Consider the following 25,413-nt stretch of genomic DNA (forward strand, 5'->3'; position numbering starts at 1 on the left):
GGACATCTTTATGCTAGTAAATTTACTTATAAATGATATGATGACTCGATGCTTTTTCCATTCGATTCATAATGGCAACACCAAAACCATCATCATCAACACCTTCTGCTAGGATTAGCGTAACATGATTTTCATTAAAATGTAATAGACTTTTATAAAAGTCGTGCCCCAATGCTAACGCATCTCCATGATGGCCAAAACAATGGCACATAAATCGTCCATCCTCTTTAATCAAGTTATACGTTTCATGACTTACCAAACACCCTATGGGACCTTCTATGCCTTCTGAAAGCTCTTTGAAAGTGTGTGCTACACCTTCTGGACTACCTACAACAACCGTCATAGGTGCATCAGGCGCATAATGCGTATACTTCATGCCAGGAGCCTTTGGCGTAGTGGTTGCATTAACTAAAGCAGTATCATACTCAACAGTAGACACCACACATTCAAGCTGTGCTTTTGTAATTCCACCAGGTCTTAATATAATGACCTTATCATCATGGACTTCTACAACAGTAGACTCTACACCAATCGTACATGGACCAGCATCTAAGATATAGGAAATGCGACCATTCATATCATTATATACATCTTCTGCAGTAGTTGGACTTGGGCGCCCTGAAATATTGGCACTAGGTGCCGCTATAGGTATGCCTGCACGCTCTAGTAATACTCGACATGCCTCATGATCAGGACACCGAAGCGCCACACGAGATAAACCACCTGTTGCACGATCTGGCACTAAATCAGATTTAGGCAATGTAATCGTTAATGGCCCTGGCCAGAATGTATCCATTAAGGCTTGCGCCGTAGCAGAAATTTCTGTTACTAAAGGTTTTATGCTTTCACTATTAGGAACATGCAAAATGAGTGGATTATCAGAAGGCCGTCCTTTGGCAGCATAGATTTTATCCATCGCCTCTGGATCTAGACCATTAGCACCTAAACCGTATACAGTTTCGGTTGGTATAGATACCAATTCACCATTGCGCAAAGCACGGGCTAAAGTATCTATATCTTGTTCTGATGGATTTGTAATGATTTTAGTATCCATATTAGCCCTCATATACAGCTGTCACTACGCGGTTATGACCACCGAGGTCAGCTATAAATTGAATATTCGAATATTGACCTGTTTCTTGCAATAAAGCACCTACCTCTTCTGCTTGGTCAAAGCCTACTTCAAACACCACACGGCCATTAGCGTTTAAATAATTTCTACATTCTTTAGCTAAAATACGATAGAATTCTAAACCATCTTCACCACCAAACAAGGCAATATGCGGCTCATTTAATACATCTGGAGACAACATCTTTAAATCACCAGTTCGAATGTATGGAGGATTAGAAACAATAAGATCAAATTTCTCCTCTTTTCCATATAAAGTGGAGAACATATCTGATTCCATAAATTGTACTCGGTCAGCTAAATTAAAGGACTCACCATTTTCGCGTGCCACCGGTAAAGCATCTGTGGAGATATCTAAACCAACACCACTAGCATTTGGCAAATAATGTAATAGACTTAGTAATATTGTCCCAGGACCTGTACATACATCAAGAATACGCACATTACTATCTTTTGGATAAGTACCTAGTACATGCTCAATCAAGGTTTCCGTATCAGGTCGTGGAATCAATACCTTATCATTCACCTTAAAAGTCAACCCCATAAAGTCCTTTTCCCCAATGATAGCCGCTACACAATGCCCCTTAGCTCGTTGTTGAACGAGAGGCCTAAAGGCATCGAGCTCGTCTTGAATAAGCGGTTGGTCATAATGGGTATATAGATAAATCCGATCTTTACCTAAAACGTGAGAAAGCAGTACTTCCCCATCAAGTCGAGGTGTATCCATCTCCTTGCTTTGAAAGTACTGCTCTGTCCACTGGAGAATACGACCGATTGTCCAAATCTCCTTATGCATTTGTATTAGCCTCCTGCATTTTTGCCGCTTGATCTGCAGCATTTAAGGCTTGAATAATTTCATCAAGATCGCCATTTAAAATAGCGTCTAATTTATATAATGTTAAATTAATACGATGATCTGTGACGCGACCTTGTGGGTAGTTATAGGTGCGAATACGTTCACTACGATCACCGGTACCAACTTGACTCTTACGATCTGCAGCCATACTAGAAATGGCCTCTTGTTCAGCTTGATCCTGTAACTTAGCACGCAATACACGCATAGCTTTTTCACGGTTTTGTAATTGAGATCGTTGATCTTGACACGCTACAACGATACCAGATGGTAAGTGTGTAATACGAACAGCAGACTCAGTTTTATTGATATGCTGACCACCGGCACCACTCGCACGATATGTATCAATTTTTAAATCTTTTTCATTAACTTCAATATCAACATCTTCCATCTCTGGCAATACGGCTACTGTAACTGTAGATGTATGTACACGGCCTTGTGTTTCTGTAGCCGGTACACGTTGTACACGATGTACACCAGATTCAAATTTCATCTTAGAGTATACATTTTCACCATCCACAGAGAAAATAACCTCTTTAAATCCACCAAGCTCTGGTTCATTAGCATCGATAATCTCACAACGCCAGCCTTGGCTTTCCGCATATTTTGTGTACATGCGGAACAAGTCGCCTGCAAATAATGCAGCTTCATCACCGCCAGCGCCCCCGCGAATCTCAATGATAATATTTTTATCATCATTAGGATCCTTAGGCAATAATAGAACTTGCAACTTTTCTTCCAATTCCTCTTTTTGAGGTTTTAACTCTTTCAATTCCTCTTGAGCCATTTCTCGGAATTCTTCGTCCATGGATTTATCTTCAATAACTTCCATAGCTTCATCAATACCAGATAAAACTTTTTTGTAAGTACGGAACGTTTCAACGGTTTCAGATAATTGAGCATGTTGACGGGTCAATTTACGCCATTCATCTTGGCGAGCAATGACCTCTGGGTCACTAATGCGCTGCTCAAGATCCATAAATTTATCTTCAATAACTTGTAATTTATCAACTAACATGTTTATTCCTCTTCATATGCGTCACTCTCAGGCGGACGGACCTCTTCTAAAGCTCGTATAGCAACTTCAATTTGATCATCTTCTGGTTCACGCGTTGTCATATATTGTAACGCAAGACCTGGTTTAATAAGAGCTTTCACAAAAGAATGATCGCTACGTCCAGCAAGACGAATCACCTCGTACGCAATACCAGCTACTATGGGCATAAGGAGTACGCGGCTCACGATACGTTCCAACAAATTGGGCCAACCCAAGAAAGCAAATACAAAGATACTAACTACCATAACAATAAGTAAGAAGTTTGTACCACATCGCGCATGCAAGCGACTTTGTTGGCGAACGTTTTCTACAGTTAAAGGCAAATCTAATTCATAAGTATGAATCGTTTTATGCTCTGCCCCATGATATTGGAAAACTCGTTGAATATCCTTCGTAAGACCAATCCCCCAAATATAAAGTAAGAAAAGTACTAAACGAATGACACCTTCAATGAGATTTAATACTATATGATTATCCTGTACACCAGGAATAAATTTTACGATAAATGTAGGCAATGCCAAAAACACAGCTATCGCAAACAGTGTGGAAATGACCATGGTAATGGCGATTTCACTATTAGACATTTCTTCCTCTTCATCGCCAGCAGCCTTAGCAGAGAAGGATAAAGCCTTCATGCCTATCACTAGAGATTCATAGAGAGCTACACAGCCACGAAGAAATGGTTTTTTCAATATTGGATATATGTCAGCAATAGACTTTGTAGCCTCTTTTTGAACTACAATAGTTCCCGCAGGCTCACGTACGGCAGTTGCCGTATAGCCAGGGCCTCTCATCATGACACCTTCAATTACAGCCTGTCCTCCGACAAACTTTTTTATACGTTCTCTGTTCACAAGATCTCCTCTCATAAACAAATATAGGCAGAGCCAACAGCCCTGCCAATACATGTTACATTACAATACAAATTATTTGCCGTAACGTTTGTTAAATTGTTCAATACGACCACGAGCTTGAGCCGCACGTTGTTGACCAGTGAAGAACGGATGGCATTTGGAGCAAACGTCTACACGAAGGTCTTCTTTTACAGAGCCAGTTTTGAATGTGTTGCCACAACCGCAAGTTACTGTAGCTTCTTTATAGTCTGGATGAATACCTTGTTTCATTCTATACACCTCTTTCCAGCAATCAATATTATTCTTATAGATTATAGCATGACACCTGCACAAATGCAAGTAACCAATACTATTCCTTGGATGCTTGCTTTTCTTCAATAGCCTCAGCTAAAATAGCTTCCAAGTCGCTTTCGTTGAGGATGTCACGCAATGCAATAAGCTCCTCTAAAGAAAGGGTAATACCTTTTTTCATGCTTGTATATTCACTATCCCAAGCACGAAGATCAAACTTAGGATTGTATTTTCCCCAACTAGTACATGTTAATTGTTTTTTCCAACCATCTTTATCTTCAGATAAAGTACCAATAACCTTGAAGATTTCAAAATTAATAACTGCCATAGGTCCTCCTTTCTTACATATTCATATGCTATGTTTCGTATCTACTATATTTAGTAGTTTATATTTTTTAGGATACGATATATTTTAAACCAAAATTATATGATTTACAATTCTTTTTTATAGTCACTATAATCTTCAATATCAATAGAAGCTGTAGGTGGCATAACTTGTGCACCTAATGAATCTACGGTCTCTTTCCAACTCGTTGTAGCCTCCGTAACAGCCTTAATATATGCCTCGTCAGCAGCCTGTACAGATTCAATTAGTTGGGTCTCATCCTTTACATCTAATACGCGACGACGTACGCTACTAAGCATATAGCCAAAGGATCCATCTGTTTGAACGAGCATGGAGATTTCTTGAATCAATGTTTGACCCGTAGTGCTGCAGAAATAGGCATACCACATATATGCTAATTCAGCATCTGGGAACATCCAGTACATATCATCTACAGGCGCTTCTGTCGTAATATCTACATCAATATGATCAGTATGACGTTTAAAAGTAAGAAAATAAGCTCCACTTTCAATAAGAGTAGTGCGACCTAATTCAGATACACGGCTATCAATGCAATAAATACCATCTTGACCTAAGGCTACGTCCGTTTGACTGCCGGGCAACAAAATAGAACGCAAGGACAAGCCATAATTTAATACCGTAAATACTGGCAATTGCGCAAATACGCCATGAGGTAATGGAATATAATTAATTGTTTTCCACTCATCCCCTACACGTTCACGAAGACCAACACGCATTTTTTTTACATCGTATTTACCATATACGATTTCATAAGCCCCTAATGGAGTCCATTCCCGTATAGCTTCTACTCGTTTTTGGTTCAAGAAAAATTGCAACGCCATATTATTTAAGCCCAATTGATTTTGTGCCATTGTAGCAGGTAAGAATAATTGAGCAGTCCCTTCTGGAACCAAGTTATGTAATCCGTTAGCGACCTCTTCTACAATATCTTCAGAGGATTGGAACATACCAACTGTGCCTGTAAAGATATGGTCAAAATAGCTACGATGAGGCCATTGATTAATGATTTGAGCCATCGGATATAAACGTGTCAAAATGCTATAACACACGGGAGATGCCGTATACAGAACGACTTTTTTATCTTCATAAGATTGAAGAATCTCTTCAACCATGCCTGCATATTCTTCTACATAAGCATACAGAACCAATTCTCCCGTTTTACTATGAGCTTCGATACTTTCACGAACAGGAGTTTCCCAAATAGTGCCTACATCTAGACCTTCTAAAATGCCTGTGTCACTAATAAAATCAAACAATTCCACTCTAAAGGATGGTCCATAAAGAGCTTGGAATGTATTCAAATCATATGGTACAGGACCAAAGGATTCTACTGTGGATTTTTCTGCTAACGCATATAAATCATCTGCCGTTACACCCCACTCACGGGAGCTAGCATTACTAGAAATCAATTGATCTAGCACTTTAAAACGCATTAACTCATTTACAATATCAATTCCCTCAATACCATGTGCGGCACAAAGGGTAATAAATTCTTCATTGTTTACTTTCATATTAAACCTTTCCTGCAGAAGGACATAGATGATTTAAAAAACATTCATTACACAAAGGCTTACGAGCCTTACACAATCTACGGCCATGATAGATTAACCAGTGGTGTGCAGCAGCCCAGTCCTTTTTTGGAATTGCCTTTTGTAACTTTTGTTCCATCTCTTCTGGCGTCTTAGCAATACCTAATTTTAATCGGTTAGACACGCGAAATACATGTGTATCTACCGCAATGGCTGGTGTACCAAATAAAACGGATACCACAACATTTGCTGTTTTACGCCCCACACCAGGCAATTCAACGAGTTGATCAAACTCACGAGGCACCTCTCCATGATATTGTTCAACTAAAATTTGACAAGTAGCAATTAAGTTTTTTGCCTTGGACTTATAAAGGCCGCAATCTTTAATGAGAGTCTCTAACTTAGCAACTCCGATTGCAAGCATCTTTGCAGGATGATTAAGTTCTGGGAACAATCGTTTAGTAACAATATTAACTCGTTCATCCGTACATTGTGCAGACAAAACTACAGCAACTAATAATTCAAATTCATTTGTATACTCAAGGGCAGGTTTTGCATCAAAATAATGCTCTTGTAACAGTTTCAACTGCTCTGCCTTTATCGCTTTTGTTACACGCATACAGTTCTCCTTTCTCACCTGTGAAAGTACAGACGCGTACAACTTATATCTTACCATACGTATTCATTAAGTTCTATGTTATAATAAAACATGCTATTCTAATATAGAATACAGGAGGCGCATATGAGTCATATTAACGATACATTAAAACGAATAAATGAACTAGCTGCAAAGAAAAAATCTGGGCAAGAATTAACACCAGAGGAATTAGCAGAAAAAAAAGAATTATACGAAATCTACTTAAGCTTCATTCGTGGTCAAATTACAAGCACCTTGGACCGCGTTGAATTTATAGACCCAGAAACAGGTGAAAGAACCGCTCCTAAACGAGCGCTTGGAAACTTGGCAAAAGAAGCTGCTAAAGACATTAAAGAGCATAAAGATATTCACTAATGTAACAAATAAACAAAATTGATTACATTACTAATATCCTTTTATATTTATTCAATCAAATTTATATCTACATACTAAAAACCACTTGATACATGTATCAAGTGGTTTTTAGTATAATTTACTTATGTATTATAATTTACCAAGACGTTTCATGGCATTATAAATTTTTTCAGCTAGACCTGTCATTTGACATTTAGGAATACCACATGCTGCTATACGAATACCATTTGCTAATGCAATCACATAGATGTGCTCTTTTTTCAATTCTTCACAGATAGCATTCGCAGAGTCTGTAGGAATTGTAATAAAGAAGCCACCGCGGTAAGGTAACATAGGAAGTCCTACTTGTGCTGCTTCTTGTTTAAAGATATCAGCACGATCGCGAATTAATTGATAATAGCAATTGCGTTCAGCTTCATATTCCTTAAACTTAGCTGGATCAGCCACAATATTAGCCATTGTACGCATTGCGGGACGACAAATATTGGACCATGTGGCACGACTTGTAGATTTGTTAACTTCGAAAAACTCATCAGCTATTTCTTCATCATCAGAGATCCCAATCATCGCACCAACGCGCTGACCATACATAGTAAATCCTTTAGATAAGCTATAACACACACAGGTGAGAATTTCTTTTGGTAAATGACTAAATTTATTGAAGAACGCACGTACCTCATCTTTTTCACCAGAGTAATCAAGATATGCTACATCAATACCAATAATCACATTATTTCGACCAATAGCAACTAAATCCTTCAAGAAATTAAGGATAGAATCCCAATCTTTATCCTCAATAGAGTAGCCGGTTGGGTTATTACCTGGTGTGTTAAAGATAACAACCACATTTGTTTGTTTAGCCGCCAATTCGTTTACACGATTTTGGAATGCTTCATGATTAAAGTTATTATGTTCATCAAATAAGGAATACGTAACTAGTGTACGTCCAGTATCACTACAAATAACACGGTATGCACCCCAGTACCAATCCGCTGTTAATACTTCATCACCAGGCTCTGTATAGTTATGAATCAAATGATGAATGCCACCAGTGCCACCTGCGGTAGCAATGCTACGAATATGACCTTCTGGACGGAAATTACCAAAACATTCTTTTTCAGCAGCACACAAAAAATCTGGAATACCCGCAATTGGTGCATAACCAACATGTTCAGAATCCGAAAGACTCAAATATTCTTCTTTAACGGTCTTAAGAAAAACTAAGTTTCCCTCTTCATCATGAATAGCACCCAACGTACCATTCACAACATTCTCACGGCCATTTTCTTTAGCATCAGCTTGAGCTTGACCAGCAGTTACGAAGATTACGTCTTTTAATTTTTTTCCTTTTGCATGCTTTGCAGCAACACTTGTCATAACTTGCACCATCCTATCTGAAATGAATATTACACATTTATCATACCTAAACTGATTTAAATATACAACGTATATTCAGTAAATATATTGTATACATAGAAGATTTAACTAACTATTAGTAATTCAACACTTATTAAATATATATATAATAATTAAGTACCTTATTTAGGAAAAATAGTTAACAAATATACAATAAAACAGTAAATATATAAAAAAAGACCACTCAAAAGAGTGGTCCTTATCATCCTTAGAAGGAGTAGCCTACACCAGCGTGTAAACCTTTTGCAGTTTTATCATTGCTATCTACGCTATATTTATCATAGCCATAGTATACATTCAAATCTACATCAGGGCGTACTTCATATTGAGCACCTACTTGATAAGTTTGCTTAATATCATTACCCCAACCAGCCTTAGCAAAGCCGTTTACTTTATTAGTCAAAGGTACATGACCGATAACACCAGCTTGGAAACCAAGTTCAGTATCATTTGTACGAATCGCAGTACCTGCACCATATAGATTTACATTTGGATGTACCTTATAAACCAATGCTAATTGATGATCTTTAATATCGCCATTTTTTGCATTTAATTTATCGTAAGAGTATTGTAATGCAGCTTTATTGGAAAGGTCGTGTTGTAAAGAAACACCGAAACCATCATTGCTATTGCCACCACCGTTAGATACGTGTTGTTTAAAAGCATAATCAGCTTGTACCTTGGTGGATCCATCACTAATTTTTGTTACAGGAGCTGCAGCAAATGCACTGCCGGCTACAACTGTAGCTGCTAAAGTTAATAATACTAATTTCTTCATTTTTACCTCCTATACACATACCAATGGTATGTCTTAATAAGTTACTAATTGATAGGTATAATAATTATACAATCTATAAATTAGCGTTTCATGAATACAGGGATATCAGGGATACCACTGTTAGTATTTGTAGTGGATGCCGGACGGGATGTAGTTGTTGTTTTACCGAATTCAGGTACATTCTTAGTATTTGAATTAAAACCAGTTGCCACAACAGTAATTTGAACTGTATCGCCTAAGCTTTCATCGATAACAGAACCAAAAATAATATTTGCATCAGGATCCGCCGCTTCAGAAATAATTTCGGCAGCTTCATTAATTTCAAACAAGCTTAAGTTAGCACTACCGGAGATATTGAGTAAGATGCCTTTTGCACCATCGATAGATGTTTCCAACAATGGGCTATTAATAGCCATTTTAGCTGCGTCAGCAGCGCGGTTTTCACCTTCGCCAACGCCAATCCCCATCAATGCTTCGCCTTGTTCAGTCATGATAGTTTTAACATCTGCAAAGTCAAGATTGATCAAGCCAGGAACTTGAATCAAGTCTGAAATGCCCTTGATACCTTGGCGAAGTACATCATCAGCTGTACGGAATGCATCGCTTAAGGAACATTTTTTATCTACAACTTGCAACAATTTATCATTAGGAATAACGATAATAGTATCTACTTTTTGAGTCAAGAATTCAATGCCTTTTTCCGCTTGTGCACGACGGCGTTTACCTTCAAAAGCGAACGGTTTAGTAACGACGCCTACTGTCAAGGCACCGATTTCTTTAGCACATTCTGCAACGATAGGAGCAGCACCTGTACCAGTACCACCACCCATACCAGCAGTTACGAATACCATATCAGCACCTTCAAGAGCTTTTATAATTTCTTCGCGACTTTCTTGAGCAGCCTCTTCACCGATTTGTGGATTTGCGCCTGCACCAAGACCTTTTGTAACCTTCTCGCCAATTTGAATCGTTACATCCGCTTTAGATAATTCAAGCACTTGGCTTTCAGTATTAGCGGATAAAAATTGAACACCTTTAAGATCGCTATCTACCATGCGATTAACAGCGTTATTACCGCCGCCACCAACACCGATAACTTTAATATTTGCAAAATCAGACATTGAACTTCCTCCTCTTATCGTTATCTATCGTATCAATATACGTCCCAATGTATCGATTTATATACTGACAATCTTATAACAATTACATTTATTTTACACTAAAATTTAAAAACTTTCCACTATATAGAATGTGATTTATTAGAATCGCTTAGTCATAATAATCTTTCGTATAGCGCCTACATTAATAAATACATGCAATCCAAAGCCAATAAGAGCTACGTAATATAGGTTAATTCCTATAAGGTCACCTATATATACAAGAATAACAGCTAACACAACATTTGAAAAGAACCCAAGTACAAAATTACTAAGATCAAAGGTTCGTTCCAATGCAGCCCGGCTACCACCAAATACAGCATCTAGTGCAGCCAGAACAGCGACCGATGTGTAATTTGCATAACTTATAGGTATATGAAATGGTGAAAGCCACCCTAATGTAGTACCTACAATTAAACCAACAATGGCAAAGATATAAATATTCATTCTTTACCTCCTGTTTCATTAGGCTTTATATGCTCTTCTCTAAAGGTTCCTGTAAAAGCTGGAATAGCTAATTCATTTTCTTCCTTTATGGTTACCTTTATGCCCCAGTGTTTCAAGGAGTCTACCACACCGCCTCGCATGGTGAGCGCAGAATTTAATGTTTTTGGATCCCCAATCGCTTTAACTGTAAAAGGAGCCCCAAAAACCTTACCATTCACAGTAATAGTTGGACCAGAGCATCGTATTTCAGAAGTCCCTATGAGACGTTGATCATTGATAGCTATCGCCTCAGCCCCACCAGCTCGCAATTCATTAACAATACGTAAAATATCTTCATCATGAATTACATATAAATTAGGATTTTCACCACTTTGAATTGGCTTTAAGCTATCCTCGATTAATACACTAACACCCGTACCTTTAACATTAGTTAAAGCAGCTTTCATCATCAACTGTTCGTCTGCTTTAACATTGCTAGTAGCACCAGACTGTTTAAGCTCTTCTATTTGTTTTAACAATGCATCACGTTCACTTTGGGCCTCTCGCAATTGTACAGCTAAATCACCAGCTCGTTGTAAACGGATATTTTCTTCTATATTATCTTGAGTCATCTTATATTGGGTGACAACCATGAAACCCAATATACAACTGACTAAGGCTATTGCCCACCGTTCGTGTCTCACGACAATCATCTACCTTTTATCTTCAACATGACCTTGCTTATCTTGTTTTTTATCATCCCTCTTAGTAGATGAATCTTCTGTATTCTTTGTTCCAGGCTGATGCTTTTTAACTTCCGGTATTACATCAGTTTTTATATATGGCGATGAAACATTAACATCTATATATTGCACATTGCTATGTGTTGTCTTAATATCTTGTAACATGGACTGAGTTAACTCGGCTTTTTTAGGTAAATCTTTACTATCCCCTAATCTAATTTGCACCCCCGATACGGTATAAGCCATTATTGCATCAGGATCTCCTATATTGACTTCTGCAATATTCTTGAAGGTGCTCTCATCAAGAGAGTTCAAGTATTCAAGAGCCGCCAAAATGGGCTTATCCACAACGGTATCACCTAACAAAATATTTCCCGCCTTAACGCCTGATATCATCGGTACCGACGTATCTTGTATTGCAGGCTCTGATGCAATCACTTGACCTTTGCTGTCAAGTGTTAAATAACCAAACTGAGCTGGTACAACTGCAACAGCCTTGCGTTCTATGACACGTACAACCATTGTAAATGGCAATTGATAACTAATTTGGGCCTCTTCAACCCGTAAGTCTTTCGCCAATCTAGTTTTTAATTTCTCTGTACTAATTTGCAATATATTTACAGGTTCATGAATATCCCCTGCTACCATTACATCTTGTACAGTTACCTTATCCGATCCTACAATTTTTAAGGATCCAAAAGGAATAGGTAGTGTAAACAATCCCACCAACACGAGAGTAACTGCACCACCGATTTTTAACACTCGTTTTCTAAATACAGCCCGTTCATCATGAACAGGTGTAGAAGACTGCATCTCCCCAGAGTTGGATGGATGGTATTGCTTATCATCCATAGATAACTCCTTATGTTCTATTCAGCCCTTAAAATTTCCCTATACTAGCTGTTAATAGAATCTTTTCACATAATGTTGGAAAGTCAATTCCCATTTCTTTAGCTGCCTTTGGTACTAAAGACGTTGCCGTCATACCTGGCACAGTATTGTATTCTAGAACATACATATTATCTGCATGATCTGTCATAATATCAACACGAATAACCCCACTGCCTTGTACTTCGCGATACACAAGTTCCCCTATGCGTTGCATTTCAGCAGTCATTTCTTCACTAATAGGCGCAGGTACTAAATATTCTGTAGCACCTACAGTATATTTACTGGTATAGTCATACTCCCCAGAATGTGGACGGATTTCAATTACTGACAATGCCTTTCCGTCAAGAACGGATACTGTAAATTCGCGACCATCAAGAAATTGCTCTACTACAAGAATCGGATCATATTTTAGCGCTTCTGTAACAGCAGCCTCCAATTGTGCCTCATCACGAACGATGGTAACGCCAATACTAGAGCCTTGAGTAGCAGATTTCACCACTACAGGAATCGTAAATTGTTTACGAATATGTCCTATAATAGCTTCTGCAGATTCTAAATTACCATTAAAGGATTCAGAAGTAGCTGTTGGAATATTAGCCCCTTTGAAAACATCTTTGCTTACTTTTTTATTCATTCCTACCGCATGAGCCATGATGCCCGATCCAGTATATGGAATTTCTGCCATTTCAAGTAAGCCTTGTAATGCACCATCTTCACCATAACGACCGTGAATTGCATTAAATACAATCTCTCCATCTAAGGATTCAATGTCTTTTAAAACAGTACGAGGATTAAGTTCTAATGTTTGGGCATTATACCCTTTACTTTCAAGTGCTTCCGCAATAGCAGCGCCAGTACGGCGAGATACTTCAGCCTCTTTGGAAGGGCCACCCATCAATACGATTATTTTTCTATCTTTCATTGTAAGCCTTCCTCCAATATAGCTAATAATTTAGGTCCATATTGATTAATAGAACCGGCACCCATTGTGATAACCAGATCGTTAGGTCGCACAATTTTTGCCAATACAGCCGGTATATCATCAACAGATGGTACATAATGTACAACCTTATTTGTAGCAGCTTCAACAGCGTCAGGAATAGTACGTCCATCGATACCTGCAATCGGATCTTCACCAGAACTGTAAATATCTGTCATATATATTTCATCAGCACTTGTAAAAGCAGTGGCAAATTCATCTTTCAACAAGCTTGTACGTGTATACCGATGCGGTTGAAACACACAAATAACGCGATGTTTTTCAAGTTCTTTTGCTGCTCTTAAGGTCGCTTTAATTTCTGTTGGATGATGTGCATAATCATCGACAACCCAGACGCCAGCAACATGACCTTTTGTTTCAAAACGTCGTTTTGCACCGATAAATTTACCTAACGCTTTTGTAATAAACCGATTCTCTACACCGCAACATTCATGAGCCACAATAAAGGCTGCCAATGAGTTTAATACATTATGTTCTCCAGGCACGCGCAAGCTGATACGGCTTATATTAATGCCTTTATGATATACATCATATACCAAGGAAGAGTCCACATAATGAATATTTTTTGCTACATAATCATTATTATCCTCTAAGCCATATGTAATAAAAGTACGTTTTACGCGGCTCATAACATAACGAATATTTTCATTATCACCACATACGATAGCCTTGCCCGCTTCTGGTAACGTTTCGACGAACTCACAGAAAGCGTTTAACAAGTTATCCATAGTCTTATAATGATCCATATGATCATCTTCAATATTAGTTATAACGATAGTATGTGGATGCAATTTTAAAAATGAACCATCGCTCTCATCCGCTTCCACAACTGAAAAATGGCCTTTCCCAAGGCAACTGCTACCCTTGAGATAATCTACTTCGCCACCGATAATTACCGTAGGGTCCGCATTAGCCTCCACTAAAATTTGTCCAATCATTGAAGTTGTAGATGTTTTACCATGCGCACCAGCTACTGCGATACCATCTGTTACATCTAATACAGCCTTTACAATATCAGAACGATGTAAAATGGTAATCCCTTGCTCTTTAGCGGCAACAATTTCAGGATTGTCTTCACGAATCGCTGTAGAACGAACTATGGCATCAACACCATTTACATATTCTTTATTATGACCGATATGCACCGTGGCACCCATATCTCTAAACTTAGAAATCACTGCAGATTCAGCAATATCTGAACCAGATACATCATAACCTTTTTGAATCAAAATATTCGCTATCGCACGCATACCAGATCCACCAATACCGATAAGGTGAATTTTGTGAATACCGTCTAACATAAAACCTCTCCTTGTTACTTTGCAATAGATAAAGCTAATTTTGCAATATCATGAGCCGCATTCGGTTTCCCCAATTGCAATGCTCGGTCTCCCATTTGTGCCAACAAATCACGGTTGGCCATAAACATCTCGATTTCCCCTATTAAATCGTGAGCACTCAACATTTTATCTACAATCATATGAGCCGCCCCTTCTTGTACAAAGATACGTGCATTATAGGTTTGATGATCTTCCGCTGCGTATGGATACGGTATCAATACGGATGGAATACCGCGAACTGCTAATTCTGCTAGACCTATAGCACCAGATCTAAATACTGCTAAATCGGCTGCTGCTAGTGCTTTTGGCATATCATGTAAATACGGCAAAATCAAAGATGAACTACCTAAACCATCCCCATCGGTAATACCCAATTGGGATAAAACAGATTCATATTCTCCGTTTCCCGTAATATGGATTAATTTAATACCTTTCACACCTTGGAAGTGTTTATGTACATCTATCATAGCATTGTTAATAGTTCTCGCCCCTCGAGAACCTCCAGCTATGAGTACTGTAAAAGTATCATCACTTAAGTTGAAATAGTTACGTCCCTCTGTTCTCGAATCAACTAGCACATCTGGACGAACAGGATTCCCTGTATAGACTACGCGCTTTGCTTTAGAAAACGATGCTTCTGCATCCTTATAGCCTAGGGCTACCACATCAACAAAACGGCTCAGAATTTTATTAGTAATACCTGCTATGACATTCTGTTCTTGAATTATAGTAGGAATATTATGTAATGCTGCAGCCAAGAGAACAGGCCCACATACATAACCACCAGTACCAATAACCACATCAGGTTTAAACTTACAAACTATGGCATTAGCTTTTACAATGCCTAAAGCAGTTTTACCTAATGTAACTAATGTACCTAACGATAATTGACGCTGCAAGCCTTGCACAGGAATCGTAGTAAACTCTATCCCCTCTTTAGGAACTAATGTAGCCTCGAGACCTTGCTTGGTACCAACATATAACACCTTTGCATCAGGATTTTGTTTCATAATTTCCTTATATATAGTTATTGCTGGATATATATGTCCACCAGTGCCACCACCTGAAATAATAACACGTTTCATTAATGGTGTCCTCCCTCTTGCAACATATGAACACAACGTTTAAAGTCATCTCCACGCTCTTCAAAACAGCTGTACCAATCAAAGCTTGAGCAAGCCGGAGATAATAGCACAATATCGCCAGTCTCTGCCAATTTATAGCCTTGTTCTACGGCTTCTTTCATGGATAAAGCACGATAAATCGGCTTCACACCAGCCTCTTTTGCAGCCGTCTCAAAACGATCTGCTGCTTCCCCCATGAAAATAACAGCTTTAGTCTTCTCCTTAACTAACTCCATGAAGTCTTCTAAAGGCGTCATTTTATCATGACCACCAGCTAATAGAATAACTTGTTGATCAAAGGATTCTAATGCTTTAACCACAGAATCTACATTAGTCGCTTTAGAATCATTATAAAATGTAATACCATCAATCGTCTTAACGCGTTCTAAACGATGTTCAACGCCATGGAACTCACTAATAATACGATGAATTGTTTCTACAGGTACGCCCAATGCATGAGATAAAGCAATAACGGTCAATATGTTTTCAATATTATGACTGCCTGGAATATGAATATCTTCATTTCCAATAACAAATTTTGCTACCCCATCTTTAGCAATATAACATTGCCCATCAGCATAATAAGCGCCATTCTCTACGGCTTTTTTTTGACTAATTTTTAGAATATGACTAGGCGAACGATGTTCCATATCAGCTACAACGGGATCATCTATATTCAACACTAAATAATCTGTACTTAATTGATTTTCAAAGATGCGTTCCTTCGCAGCAATATAGTTTTCCATCGTCTTATGACGAGCTAAGTGATCTGGAGTAATATTGAGCATAATAGCCCCAATAGGCCTAAAATACTTGATTGTCTCTAATTGATAACTAGATAATTCAGCTACCAAAAAACCGCCTGCAGGCATAGAATACGCCACTTCACTAAGGGAATCCCCAATATTTCCACCGACGTGAACTGGTTTTCCAGAGCCTTCTAGTACTTTAGTTAATAAGGTTGTTGTCGTAGTCTTACCATTTGTACCAGTAACAGCTACGATAGGTGATTTAGATACTTCATAAGCTAATTCTACTTCACTGACCACGTCAATACCACGGGCATGTGCTGCTTTTACAATCGGAATGTCTAAAGAAATACCTGGAGAAATAACGATACGATCCACGCCATCTAGCAAGGATTCATCTTGACGTCCTGTAATAATATTTACCCCTGCCGCAACGAGTCGTTTCTCCTCAGCCGTAGGCAGTGTCATAGGCTTATAATCATTTAACACAACATGCGCACCCACTTGGGCTAATACCCAAGATGCACCTATACCGCTGGCTCCAGCTCCAAGAACAAGTATATGTTTATCTCCATATTCCATCTATATCACCTAAACTATTTATAAAATTAATGTATCCTATCTAATAAGCATACCATTATTTACAACTTCCGTTAAGTATTATCTTATAAAGTTATAGTCGCTAAAAGTACACCAATAATGGCTAAAACAGCTCCACCAAACCAGAAGCGATTAACAACTGTTTGTTCTGCCCATCCGGAAAGTTCAAAATGGTGATGAATAGGACTCATCTTAAAAACACGCACACCACGTGTTTTGAAAGAAATAACTTGAATAATAACAGATAATGCTTCCATAACAAAAATGCCACCAATCACCACAAGTAGCAATTCTGTTTTAGTTAAAATAGCCATTGCTGCAAAGGCACCACCTAATGCCAAAGAGCCTGTATCCCCCATGAATACTTTTGCAGGGTTCACATTATATACCAAAAAGCCAAGACATACAGCTGCTATTATAGCGCCGAAGTACGCAACACTTTCAGCACCAATAGAATTTGTCATCGATGCAGCCATCAGACCAATAACAGAGAATGCTATCGCCGCCACTGCTGATGTACCACCAGCAAGACCATCAAGACCATCGGTTAAATTTACTGCATTTGTAGCTCCTACAATAATCAAAAATGCCAATACATAATAACCCCATCCCAATTGTAATTGTGTATCTACAACAGGAATCCATAATGTGGTAGGAACAACCATAATCTCAGTAATGCAATAACAGAATACGGCAGCCAATATAAATTGTCCAAGTAATTTTTGCTTCGCTGTTAAACCAAGATTGCGTTTTTTTACAGCTTTTACAAAATCATCAAAAAAACCTAATAAACAATGACCCAGTGTTAAAAATAATAACATTCCTGTGCCCACATTCCATGGTGCAAACAATGCCACGCCAATAATAAGGGCCACCATCATGAAAGCACCACCCATTGTTGGCGTACCGGCTTTTGCTTGATGACTTTCAGGGCCTTCTTCACGAATACTTTGTTGTGCGTGCAAAGAACGCAACATAGGAATAGCAATTTTACCTAGCACTACCGTAATGATGAAAGTCGCTACGAAGGCTAATAGAATGTGATTTATCATATGAATCCTCTACTTATTAATAAATAGGACGGCTAGATATAACTAGCCGTTACCTATTATTCTCGATCCTTTAATTCTTCAACAACGCGCTCCATTCGTAAACCACGAGAACCTTTCACAAGGATAACATCCCCTTTTTCACGAATATCACTATATGCGTTGGCCATTTCTAAATGGCTGTTACAACGGAATGTAGTTAAACCCGCTTTTTTTGCTTCCTTTGCAATGAAGGCAGCAGCATCACCAAAGGTGAATACAACACTATACCCCTCTTCAGCAAGCAAATGGCCGATTTCACGATGTGCTTCTTCAGAGAAGTCGCCGAGCTCGAGCATATCGCCTAGCATCGCAATTTTACGCTTACCTTCTAATTGACCAAGTGCTTTAATAGCTTCTGCCATGGATGAAGGGTTTGCATTATAAGCATCATTTAAGATAACAATATCTTCAAATGGGACGATTTCTTGACGCATTGGAGTTCCACTAAATTCACTCAAACCTTTGCGAATTGTGTTACATTTAATGCCTAGCACTCGACCTGCAACAATAGCCGCCAATGCATCATATACATTGTGTTCACCAATCATAGGCAAGAAGATATCAAAAACTTCATCATAACACTTACAAGTGAACTTAATACCGTCTTTTTTATAGCGCAGATGGCTACCAATACAAGTAGCATTCCGTTCAATACCATAGGTAATTGTTTTACCCTTAGCTAAACGATCCATAGCTTTTACATATGGATCATCTTCATTAAGGATAGCCACGCTGTTTTCAGGCAAGCAACGAATCAATTCACCTTTCGCTTCGGCAATGGCTTCTCGAGAACCTAAAAGCTCGATATGACTAGTACCAACATTAGTAATAATCCCCATCGTTGGTTCTGCAATCAAGGCCAGTTCTTCAATTTGTCCGAGCCCACGCATACCCATTTCAACAACACAGGCTTCATGCTCAGCGGTCAAACGTAACAAGGTTTTTGGCAAGCCAATTTCATTATTAAAATTTTTCTCAGTTTTTAATACATTAAATTCTGTGCCAAGTACGGCTGCCACCATTTCCTTTGTCGTAGTCTTACCAGAGGAACCAGTAATAGCAACTACAGGAATATCAAAGCGGCGACGATGATATCGTGCTAAGTTTTGATATGCTACCAAAGTATTGTCTACCTCGATGCAAGCAATACCTTCTACAGAACGTCCTTTTTCAACGATAGCCCCTGTAGCACCTTTTTCGATAGCCGCATTGATAAAATCATGGCCATCAAAGGTATCACCTTTTAAGGCTACAAATAAAAAGCCTGATTCAATAGTTCTTGTATCAGTAGACACATCTAAAAACTTAATATTATCGGTATGTGCACTCGTCCCCTTTGTGGCCTCCAGTACTTGAGACAATGTAAATTCTGCCATATTAGATCTCCTTGAGGGCTGCTCGCGCCTCTTCACGATCATCAAAATGGATCGTTTTATCCTTTAAGATTTGGTAATCCTCATGCCCCTTACCTGCAATGAGTACAATATCCCCAGATTTTGCATGTTGTATTGCATGTTGAATCGCTTCTCGACGATCAACGATAACTTCATAGTGAGTTCCTTCTCGAAGACCGTCTTTAACGCCTACTTCCACATCTTTAACAATTTGTACAGGATCCTCTGTACGCGGATTATCAGATGTAACATACACAACATCACCGTATTGTGCCGCAATGCGTCCCATAATAGGACGTTTGGTTGCATCTCGGTCACCGCCACAACCAAAGACTACAATAATACGATTTTCTTGAATAGCCTTTGCTGTTTGTAAAATATTTTCTAACCCATCTGGTGTATGTGCATAGTCTACAACAACAGCAAATGGTTGACCTTCTTCAATCAATTCAAAACGACCAGGTACAGCACTAAATGTTTTCAACGCTTTATCGATGTCTTCCATGGAAATACCTTCTAATAGGCAGGCACCAATAGCTGCTAATGTATTATACACATTAAACAAGCCAGTCGTATTCATTGCAACTGTATAGTCATGACCATCATAAGATACCGTGTAACGGCTAGACTTTGGCGTCATATCAACGTCATGAGCATTCAATGTGCCGCTACCATCAATACTATAGGTAATGATAGGGGCTGTAGTTTTTTCAACAACCCGATGTCCATAGGCATCATCAATATTGATGACAGCACCCTTACCAGATTTTACTTGGTTTGGTTTGCTAACCTGTTCAAATAGTTTACATTTAGCTGCCAAGTAATTTTCAAATGTTTTGTGAAAGTCTAAATGATCTTGTGTAAGATTTGTAAATACAGCCGTATCATACTCAACACCAGATACGCGTCCTAAAGCCAACGCATGAGAAGATACTTCCATTACACAATGTGTAACACCCTCTTCTACCATTTGATGCAAAATATGTTGTAAATCTACTACGTCAGGAGTCGTATTATGAATCGGATATGATGTATCACCAATCATGATATGAACGGTGCCAATAACTCCTACTTTATGACCTTGTGCTTTCAAAATATGACGAATCATATGAGTTGTAGTCGTTTTACCATTAGTACCAGTGACACCAATCATGCGCATGGAATTGGCTGGATAATCAAAAAAGTATGGCACACAGGCCATCATAGCCGCACGTGTATCTTCAACAGTGATAACACAAACGTCACTACTTATCTCAACAGGTTTAGATACTAATACAGCTACTGCCCCAGCCTCAACAGCTTTATTAACATAATCATGTCCATCGACAGTAGCACCATCTAAAGCAATAAATAAACTACCTTCTTTTACAGCACGAGAATCAGCGGTAACATCTAAAATTTCAACAGCTGTATTACCTTCTACATGCGGTGCATGTAAGGTTTTTACTATATCTTGTAAGTGTTTCATATACAATCTCCTTTACACGCAAAGGAAAGCAGCCCAATACGAGCTGCTTCGCCTGCTAGTCTATAATTTGCTGTTTCTCTTGTACATTACGTTCAGTAACAGCGCTTTTTGTGCTATAAACAAAAGAATCAGGCAAAACCATTCCTAGTTGTTCTTCTGCGATTTGTTGGATACGTACAGGAGACTTCAAGGAAGCCACTTCAACGTCCAATGCATCGTTATCTTTTGTTAATTGTACTACAGCTTGCTGTGTTTTAACTACCTCATAGCCCAACTTTGTACTGTATGCATTCATAACCATCATAATAAGTAAGCATGCAACTAATGCAGCAATACCATATACAACTTGCCACATCATAGGGCTTAAATCTAAAGCTACGTTTGCACTACGTCTTCTCCCTTGTGCAATAACCAATATATCACCTTTTACTTGGCCCACAACAGCCTTTCTCGCTAACATAACACTTAACCCCTTCCAAATCTACAACTTTACTGCTACGCGCAATTTAGCGCTTCTAGCTCTCGGATTAACTTCAATCTCCCCTATACTTGGCTCTATAGCCTTATTCTTTGCCTTTACAACTGCCTTGTGATTACAAACACACACAGGCAATTGTGGAGGACATATACATGCAGTACTTAACTCTTTAAAAGTTTGCTTTGTAATTCGATCTTCCAAGGAGTGGAATGTAATAACTCCAATCTTTCCCTTTGGTTTTAACATCGATACAGCATCTACAAAACTATCATGCAAAATTGCTAATTCTCTATTTACTTCAATACGTATGGCCTGAAACGTCCGTTTTGCCGGATGAGGTCCATCTTGTCGCGCCTTTGCAGGTATTGCATTCTTAATAATTCTAACCAACTCACCAGTAGTAGTAATTCTTTTTTCTTGACGTGCTTCAACAATAAACTCGACAATTCGTTTAGCCCATCGTTCTTCCCCATAATCGCGGATAATTTGCAGTAATTGTTCACTGTCATATTCATTGACAATTTCCTCTGCCGTGAGAGGTGCATCTTTATCCATTCGCATATCAAGAGGTCCATCATTCATATATGAAAAACCTCGTTCAGGAGTATCTAGTTGATAGCTGGATACACCAAGATCAAATATAAAACCATCGACTTCATAAATGCCCGCATTTTGGAGAGCGTCTTTTAAGTTAGAAAAGTTTGTAGGTATCGTTAACACCTGACATTTCAAATCAGATAAACGCTGTCGAGCTACACTCAAAGCATCTTCATCTTGATCTAAACCTATAATCATGCCTTCTGGATCTAGTATCTCGCCCACTGCATGAGCATGTCCTGCCCCACCAAGGGTACAGTCCACATAAATGCCTTTTGGATTAGTTACGACGGAGTCCACCGTTTCACGTAAGAGTACGCTAGTATGATTAAATTCCATCATAGCCTCCTATAACATAATCCCTTCAAGCCCTTCAACTAATTCTTCCATACTTTCAGCCACTTGCTCATCATAGAAATCGTATTTTTCACGGCTCCAAATTTCAACGTGGTCTCCAGCACCTACAATAACAGCCTGTTTATCAAGGCTTGCATATTCACGTAATGGTACAGGAATGAGGACACGACCTTGTTTATCATATTCAAGTTCAGCAGCACTACCAAAAACAAAACGTTTTAAAGCACGCACGCTAGCTTTAGTGGAGGATTGTGATTGTAAAGCTGTAGAAATTTTTTTCCATGCCTCTTCGGTGTAAATAGCCAAGCAGTTATCTAGGCCTTTTGTAACGATGCACAAATCGCCTAGTTGTTCACGTATTTTAGCAGGTATAATCATCCGCCCTTTTGTATCAATGGTGTGATTATATTCGCCCATGAACATATGTATCACCGCCCTTTACTATTTCTTATCCACCACTATATGGTAAATTCTACCACAATTCCCCACCTTTCACAATAAAAAATCTATTTTTATCCCACTTTTTTATATTTTTCTTGTTTAATCTCTATTTTTCTCCTCTTTTCTACAATACATATGTTCGATTAAATATTCAAAAATAAACAATTTAAACCACTCTCCACCACAATTGCATAATACCAATCCTTAAATGGACATAAACCCCACTTTTAGATGTATTATGTTTAGGAACTCAATGTATTATGTTTAGTAACGCATAAACGTTATATATATTTAGGTCTATATTAAAAAAGCAAAAAACCTCATCAATGTACAACACATACATTGATGAGGTTTTCCTCTATTTATATGATTTTAATTATAGTATTAGAATTTAGATTCGATAGCCGCTTGAAGATCGCCTTTAGGCAAGAAACCAATTTTACGGTCTACTACTTCACCATCTTTTAGAATAACGAATGTAGGCAATACTTCAACTTGTAAGTTACGTGCTAATTCTGGTTCTTCATCAGCGTTTACTTTTACAAAGTTAGCTTTACCTTCAAGCTCACCTGCAATTTCTTCAATGATTGGCATCATACGTACGCAATAACCGCACCATGGAGCCCAGAAGTCAACAACAGTAACACCACCTTGGTTTACTAAATCTTGATATTCAGCAGTTTTTAAATCTTTTAATTCGCTCATTGTACCCTCCTACGGTAATTGAACTAATACACAATCTTGAATGACATGCAGATCTAAAGCATGTGCTTTTTCAACAACAGATGGTTTATCCGCCCCTGGTTGCAACCACACAACAGGAATGCCAAGTTCTTTGCATTCATCAAGTGCAGCTAACCCCGCTGCTTCTGGTACAACAAAATCTACCACAGCAGGCACAACGGGAAGTGCAGAAAGACTAGAGTAACAAGTGTCTCCATCTATTTCTGCAATATTAGGATTGACTGGATATACTTTATATCCGTGATCTTTAAGACATTTATAAATCTTATAACCGAACTTCTCGGTTTTATGGGTAGCTCCAATAACGGCCCATACTTTTTGATCTAAAGCTTGTTGAATTGTCATTTCGACCACCTCTTATATACTATTATAAATAAATATCGAATATTGTCAATATATTATATCGAATTATATAGTTAAAGAATTATTCTCTTTTAGCAAACATCCTATAACATAAATCAATACTATTTTATTACTCTATTCTTTAATTTGTATCTCAATCGTTTTCTGACTAAGACTAGGTACATTTAAATCAATCTCAATTAATTCAGATAAACTGATTTCTCTACGACTTAATGTATGAGTTTCAACTAAGCCCCCTACAATAGCCAGCTCACCTAAAATCCTATTAGGAGACCATTGATTTTCACGTAATTCACGAATAGTAATACTCTTTTGTCGTTTAGATAATCTATGCCCTTCAGAATCAATTAATAATGGAGCATGCCCATAAGAAGGTAGTTGTATATTTTTAGATTTGAAACTGGTTTGTAATGTTTTATATAAATATATTTGCTGCCCCGTAGTCTCTAGTAAATCATCTCCACGAATGACCTCCGTTATCCCCATAGCAATATCATCCAGTACGACAGCTAAATTATAAGCATACATACCGTCACCACGACGCAATACATAATCATCTAATTCATCTTCCAAATGAATATGTTGAAAGCCTTGCCAACGATCTACGAAATCTATATCACAGGAATTAACGGCTAAACGCAAAGATGGCTCCTTAGACATCATAAACTCTTTTATCAATTTATCCTCTAGATGACGGCAATGACCATCATATCGATGTACTACCTCTCCTACATGGGGCGCCGAAGCAATAGAATGCAATCTTGTGCGATTACAAAAGCAAGGATAAATTAGTTTTTCTGATGCAAGATGTTCTAATACGTCTCCATAATATGTTTGTCGTTCACTTTGCCAATATGTTGATTCTGGTCCACCAACGCGAGGTCCTTCATCCCATTCAAATCCTAGCCACTCTAAATCATCTAATAGAGCTTCCCCTAACTCACGTTTAGAGCGTTGGATGTCTATATCCTCCATTCGCACAACATACTGCCCTTTTTGTTGCTTCGTAGAAATATAAGATAAGAGGGCTATCCATACATTTCCGAGATGGATATATCCTGTGGGGCTTGGAGCAAATCGACCTTTCATGATGCCCTCCTACAGTACAAAACAAGTGGCATATCCCGTAAACTTACACAGAATATGCCACTATACATGATATAA

At 38.4% G+C, this 25,413-nt stretch carries 28 protein-coding genes; 1 reads left to right on the top strand and 27 read right to left on the bottom strand.

Annotation, left to right across the window (positions count from 1 at the left end):
• Positions 1-22: 22 nt before the first annotated feature.
• The 8 genes from B1A77_RS08665 to nth all read right to left on the bottom strand — a co-directional run bounded on the left by B1A77_RS08665 (position 23) and on the right by nth (position 6,699).
• Positions 23-1,054 carry an L-threonylcarbamoyladenylate synthase gene (locus tag B1A77_RS08665; protein WP_024061897.1) on the bottom strand — a complete coding sequence of 344 codons (1,032 nt, stop codon included), beginning with the start codon at positions 1,052-1,054 and terminating at the stop codon, positions 23-25.
• 1 nt (position 1,055) lies between these two features.
• Positions 1,056-1,925, bottom strand: coding sequence for a peptide chain release factor N(5)-glutamine methyltransferase (gene prmC / locus B1A77_RS08670; RefSeq protein WP_024061898.1), 870 nt, complete (start codon positions 1,923-1,925; stop codon positions 1,056-1,058).
• Positions 1,918-3,000 carry a peptide chain release factor 1 gene (gene prfA, locus B1A77_RS08675; protein ID WP_004697261.1) on the bottom strand — a complete coding sequence of 361 codons (1,083 nt, stop codon included), beginning with the start codon at positions 2,998-3,000 and terminating at the stop codon, positions 1,918-1,920. The genes prmC and prfA overlap by 8 nt, the downstream gene beginning before the upstream one ends.
• Before the next feature lie 2 nt (positions 3,001-3,002).
• On the bottom strand, positions 3,003-3,908 hold the full coding sequence (locus tag B1A77_RS08680) for a DUF1385 domain-containing protein (RefSeq protein ID WP_077708506.1): 906 nt from the start codon (positions 3,906-3,908) through the stop codon (positions 3,003-3,005).
• Positions 3,909-3,965: 57 nt separating this feature from the next.
• Positions 3,966-4,163: a 50S ribosomal protein L31 gene (gene rpmE / locus B1A77_RS08685; protein ID WP_004696185.1), complete on the bottom strand. Its 198-nt coding sequence runs from the start codon at positions 4,161-4,163 to the stop codon at positions 3,966-3,968.
• A gap of 79 nt (positions 4,164-4,242) precedes the next feature.
• A complete protein-coding gene (locus B1A77_RS08690) occupies positions 4,243-4,512 on the bottom strand; it encodes a YdbC family protein (protein WP_004696187.1) in 270 nt (89 codons plus the stop codon).
• 104 nt (positions 4,513-4,616) lie between these two features.
• Positions 4,617-6,062 carry a hypothetical protein gene (locus tag B1A77_RS08695; RefSeq protein ID WP_077708507.1) on the bottom strand — a complete coding sequence of 482 codons (1,446 nt, stop codon included), beginning with the start codon at positions 6,060-6,062 and terminating at the stop codon, positions 4,617-4,619.
• A gap of 1 nt (position 6,063) precedes the next feature.
• Entirely contained in the window at positions 6,064-6,699 is a 636-nt protein-coding gene (gene nth, locus B1A77_RS08700) for an endonuclease III (RefSeq protein WP_077708508.1), read from the bottom strand.
• A 123-nt stretch (positions 6,700-6,822) separates the two neighbouring features.
• Here nth and B1A77_RS08705 point away from each other — a divergent pair, with 123 nt between their 5' ends.
• The gene (locus tag B1A77_RS08705) at positions 6,823-7,092 is read left to right on the top strand and encodes a DUF896 domain-containing protein (protein WP_077708509.1); all 270 of its coding nucleotides are present in this window, start codon (positions 6,823-6,825) and stop codon (positions 7,090-7,092) included.
• 129 nt (positions 7,093-7,221) lie between these two features.
• Here the strand turns inward: B1A77_RS08705 and B1A77_RS08710 are convergent, their stop codons facing one another.
• The 19 genes from B1A77_RS08710 to gluQRS all read right to left on the bottom strand — a co-directional run bounded on the left by B1A77_RS08710 (position 7,222) and on the right by gluQRS (position 25,338).
• Entirely contained in the window at positions 7,222-8,469 is a 1,248-nt protein-coding gene (locus B1A77_RS08710; RefSeq protein ID WP_004696196.1) for an aminotransferase class I/II-fold pyridoxal phosphate-dependent enzyme, read from the bottom strand.
• A gap of 247 nt (positions 8,470-8,716) precedes the next feature.
• Entirely contained in the window at positions 8,717-9,286 is a 570-nt protein-coding gene (locus B1A77_RS08715) for an outer membrane beta-barrel protein (protein WP_004696198.1), read from the bottom strand.
• Positions 9,287-9,366: 80 nt separating this feature from the next.
• Complete coding sequence (gene ftsZ / locus B1A77_RS08720) at positions 9,367-10,407, bottom strand: cell division protein FtsZ (RefSeq protein ID WP_004697140.1); 1,041 nt, start codon at positions 10,405-10,407, stop codon at positions 9,367-9,369.
• Between the two features lie 138 nt (positions 10,408-10,545).
• The gene (locus tag B1A77_RS08725) at positions 10,546-10,890 is read right to left on the bottom strand and encodes a small basic family protein (RefSeq protein ID WP_077708510.1); all 345 of its coding nucleotides are present in this window, start codon (positions 10,888-10,890) and stop codon (positions 10,546-10,548) included.
• Positions 10,887-11,582, bottom strand: a complete 696-nt coding sequence (locus B1A77_RS08730; protein WP_077708511.1) for a DUF881 domain-containing protein — start codon at positions 11,580-11,582, stop codon at positions 10,887-10,889. The genes B1A77_RS08725 and B1A77_RS08730 overlap by 4 nt, the downstream gene beginning before the upstream one ends.
• A complete protein-coding gene (locus tag B1A77_RS08735; protein ID WP_008601224.1) occupies positions 11,583-12,464 on the bottom strand; it encodes a cell division protein FtsQ/DivIB in 882 nt (293 codons plus the stop codon). It lies immediately after the preceding gene.
• A gap of 28 nt (positions 12,465-12,492) precedes the next feature.
• Entirely contained in the window at positions 12,493-13,425 is a 933-nt protein-coding gene (locus tag B1A77_RS08740; protein WP_008601226.1) for a D-alanine--D-alanine ligase family protein, read from the bottom strand.
• Positions 13,422-14,804: a UDP-N-acetylmuramate--L-alanine ligase gene (gene murC, locus B1A77_RS08745; protein WP_008601228.1), complete on the bottom strand. Its 1,383-nt coding sequence runs from the start codon at positions 14,802-14,804 to the stop codon at positions 13,422-13,424. Before murC ends, B1A77_RS08740 begins: the two co-directional genes overlap by 4 nt.
• 14 nt (positions 14,805-14,818) lie before the next feature.
• Positions 14,819-15,928: an undecaprenyldiphospho-muramoylpentapeptide beta-N-acetylglucosaminyltransferase gene (gene murG, locus B1A77_RS08750; protein ID WP_004696212.1), complete on the bottom strand. Its 1,110-nt coding sequence runs from the start codon at positions 15,926-15,928 to the stop codon at positions 14,819-14,821.
• Entirely contained in the window at positions 15,928-17,298 is a 1,371-nt protein-coding gene (murD, locus tag B1A77_RS08755; RefSeq protein WP_004697412.1) for a UDP-N-acetylmuramoyl-L-alanine--D-glutamate ligase, read from the bottom strand. Before murD ends, murG begins: the two co-directional genes overlap by 1 nt.
• An 83-nt stretch (positions 17,299-17,381) precedes the next feature.
• Entirely contained in the window at positions 17,382-18,368 is a 987-nt protein-coding gene (mraY, locus tag B1A77_RS08760) for a phospho-N-acetylmuramoyl-pentapeptide-transferase (RefSeq protein ID WP_008601232.1), read from the bottom strand.
• A gap of 56 nt (positions 18,369-18,424) precedes the next feature.
• On the bottom strand, positions 18,425-19,783 hold the full coding sequence (locus tag B1A77_RS08765) for a UDP-N-acetylmuramoyl-tripeptide--D-alanyl-D-alanine ligase (RefSeq protein ID WP_077708512.1): 1,359 nt from the start codon (positions 19,781-19,783) through the stop codon (positions 18,425-18,427).
• A gap of 1 nt (position 19,784) precedes the next feature.
• The gene (locus B1A77_RS08770) at positions 19,785-21,269 is read right to left on the bottom strand and encodes a UDP-N-acetylmuramoyl-L-alanyl-D-glutamate--2,6-diaminopimelate ligase (protein ID WP_039965004.1); all 1,485 of its coding nucleotides are present in this window, start codon (positions 21,267-21,269) and stop codon (positions 19,785-19,787) included.
• A gap of 55 nt (positions 21,270-21,324) precedes the next feature.
• Positions 21,325-21,729 (bottom strand): cell division protein FtsL, encoded by a 405-nt coding sequence (gene ftsL / locus B1A77_RS08775; RefSeq protein WP_008601237.1) that lies wholly within the window; start codon positions 21,727-21,729, stop codon positions 21,325-21,327.
• A 21-nt stretch (positions 21,730-21,750) separates the two neighbouring features.
• Positions 21,751-22,683, bottom strand: a complete 933-nt coding sequence (gene rsmH, locus B1A77_RS08780; RefSeq protein WP_039965005.1) for a 16S rRNA (cytosine(1402)-N(4))-methyltransferase RsmH — start codon at positions 22,681-22,683, stop codon at positions 21,751-21,753.
• Between the two features lie 9 nt (positions 22,684-22,692).
• Complete coding sequence (gene mraZ / locus B1A77_RS08785) at positions 22,693-23,124, bottom strand: division/cell wall cluster transcriptional repressor MraZ (RefSeq protein ID WP_004696227.1); 432 nt, start codon at positions 23,122-23,124, stop codon at positions 22,693-22,695.
• Positions 23,125-23,526: 402 nt separating this feature from the next.
• Positions 23,527-23,847 carry a thioredoxin gene (trxA, locus tag B1A77_RS08790; RefSeq protein WP_004696229.1) on the bottom strand — a complete coding sequence of 107 codons (321 nt, stop codon included), beginning with the start codon at positions 23,845-23,847 and terminating at the stop codon, positions 23,527-23,529.
• Positions 23,848-23,856: 9 nt separating this feature from the next.
• Positions 23,857-24,231: a CoA-binding protein gene (locus tag B1A77_RS08795; protein WP_077708513.1), complete on the bottom strand. Its 375-nt coding sequence runs from the start codon at positions 24,229-24,231 to the stop codon at positions 23,857-23,859.
• 132 nt (positions 24,232-24,363) lie between these two features.
• Positions 24,364-25,338, bottom strand: coding sequence for a tRNA glutamyl-Q(34) synthetase GluQRS (gene gluQRS / locus B1A77_RS08800; RefSeq protein WP_077708514.1), 975 nt, complete (start codon positions 25,336-25,338; stop codon positions 24,364-24,366).
• Between the last annotated feature and the right edge of the window lie 75 nt (positions 25,339-25,413).

The organism is Veillonella parvula, from assembly GCF_002005185.1.
Taxonomy (GTDB): domain Bacteria; phylum Bacillota; class Negativicutes; order Veillonellales; family Veillonellaceae; genus Veillonella; species Veillonella parvula_M.

Bases quoted from the DNA above. Each gene is read 5' to 3' on its own strand.
- B1A77_RS08665 (WP_024061897.1), bottom strand. From the start codon at position 1,054: ATGGATACTAAAATCATTACAAATCCATCAGAACAAGATATAGATACT.
- prmC (WP_024061898.1), bottom strand. From the start codon at position 1,925: ATGCATAAGGAGATTTGGACAATCGGTCGTATTCTCCAGTGGACAGAG.
- prfA (WP_004697261.1), bottom strand. From the start codon at position 3,000: ATGTTAGTTGATAAATTACAAGTTATTGAAGATAAATTTATGGATCTT.
- B1A77_RS08680 (WP_077708506.1), bottom strand. From the start codon at position 3,908: ATGAGAGGAGATCTTGTGAACAGAGAACGTATAAAAAAGTTTGTCGGA.
- rpmE (WP_004696185.1), bottom strand. From the start codon at position 4,163: ATGAAACAAGGTATTCATCCAGACTATAAAGAAGCTACAGTAACTTGC.
- B1A77_RS08690 (WP_004696187.1), bottom strand. From the start codon at position 4,512: ATGGCAGTTATTAATTTTGAAATCTTCAAGGTTATTGGTACTTTATCT.
- B1A77_RS08695 (WP_077708507.1), bottom strand. From the start codon at position 6,062: ATGAAAGTAAACAATGAAGAATTTATTACCCTTTGTGCCGCACATGGT.
- nth (WP_077708508.1), bottom strand. From the start codon at position 6,699: ATGCGTGTAACAAAAGCGATAAAGGCAGAGCAGTTGAAACTGTTACAA.
- B1A77_RS08705 (WP_077708509.1), top strand. From the start codon at position 6,823: ATGAGTCATATTAACGATACATTAAAACGAATAAATGAACTAGCTGCA.
- B1A77_RS08710 (WP_004696196.1), bottom strand. From the start codon at position 8,469: ATGACAAGTGTTGCTGCAAAGCATGCAAAAGGAAAAAAATTAAAAGAC.
- B1A77_RS08715 (WP_004696198.1), bottom strand. From the start codon at position 9,286: ATGAAGAAATTAGTATTATTAACTTTAGCAGCTACAGTTGTAGCCGGC.
- ftsZ (WP_004697140.1), bottom strand. From the start codon at position 10,407: ATGTCTGATTTTGCAAATATTAAAGTTATCGGTGTTGGTGGCGGCGGT.
- B1A77_RS08725 (WP_077708510.1), bottom strand. From the start codon at position 10,890: ATGAATATTTATATCTTTGCCATTGTTGGTTTAATTGTAGGTACTACA.
- B1A77_RS08730 (WP_077708511.1), bottom strand. From the start codon at position 11,582: ATGATTGTCGTGAGACACGAACGGTGGGCAATAGCCTTAGTCAGTTGT.
- B1A77_RS08735 (WP_008601224.1), bottom strand. From the start codon at position 12,464: ATGGATGATAAGCAATACCATCCATCCAACTCTGGGGAGATGCAGTCT.
- B1A77_RS08740 (WP_008601226.1), bottom strand. From the start codon at position 13,425: ATGAAAGATAGAAAAATAATCGTATTGATGGGTGGCCCTTCCAAAGAG.
- murC (WP_008601228.1), bottom strand. From the start codon at position 14,804: ATGTTAGACGGTATTCACAAAATTCACCTTATCGGTATTGGTGGATCT.
- murG (WP_004696212.1), bottom strand. From the start codon at position 15,928: ATGAAACGTGTTATTATTTCAGGTGGTGGCACTGGTGGACATATATAT.
- murD (WP_004697412.1), bottom strand. From the start codon at position 17,298: ATGGAATATGGAGATAAACATATACTTGTTCTTGGAGCTGGAGCCAGC.
- mraY (WP_008601232.1), bottom strand. From the start codon at position 18,368: ATGATAAATCACATTCTATTAGCCTTCGTAGCGACTTTCATCATTACG.
- B1A77_RS08765 (WP_077708512.1), bottom strand. From the start codon at position 19,783: ATGGCAGAATTTACATTGTCTCAAGTACTGGAGGCCACAAAGGGGACG.
- B1A77_RS08770 (WP_039965004.1), bottom strand. From the start codon at position 21,269: ATGAAACACTTACAAGATATAGTAAAAACCTTACATGCACCGCATGTA.
- ftsL (WP_008601237.1), bottom strand. From the start codon at position 21,729: ATGTTAGCGAGAAAGGCTGTTGTGGGCCAAGTAAAAGGTGATATATTG.
- rsmH (WP_039965005.1), bottom strand. From the start codon at position 22,683: ATGGAATTTAATCATACTAGCGTACTCTTACGTGAAACGGTGGACTCC.
- mraZ (WP_004696227.1), bottom strand. From the start codon at position 23,124: ATGTTCATGGGCGAATATAATCACACCATTGATACAAAAGGGCGGATG.
- trxA (WP_004696229.1), bottom strand. From the start codon at position 23,847: ATGAGCGAATTAAAAGATTTAAAAACTGCTGAATATCAAGATTTAGTA.
- B1A77_RS08795 (WP_077708513.1), bottom strand. From the start codon at position 24,231: ATGACAATTCAACAAGCTTTAGATCAAAAAGTATGGGCCGTTATTGGA.
- gluQRS (WP_077708514.1), bottom strand. From the start codon at position 25,338: ATGAAAGGTCGATTTGCTCCAAGCCCCACAGGATATATCCATCTCGGA.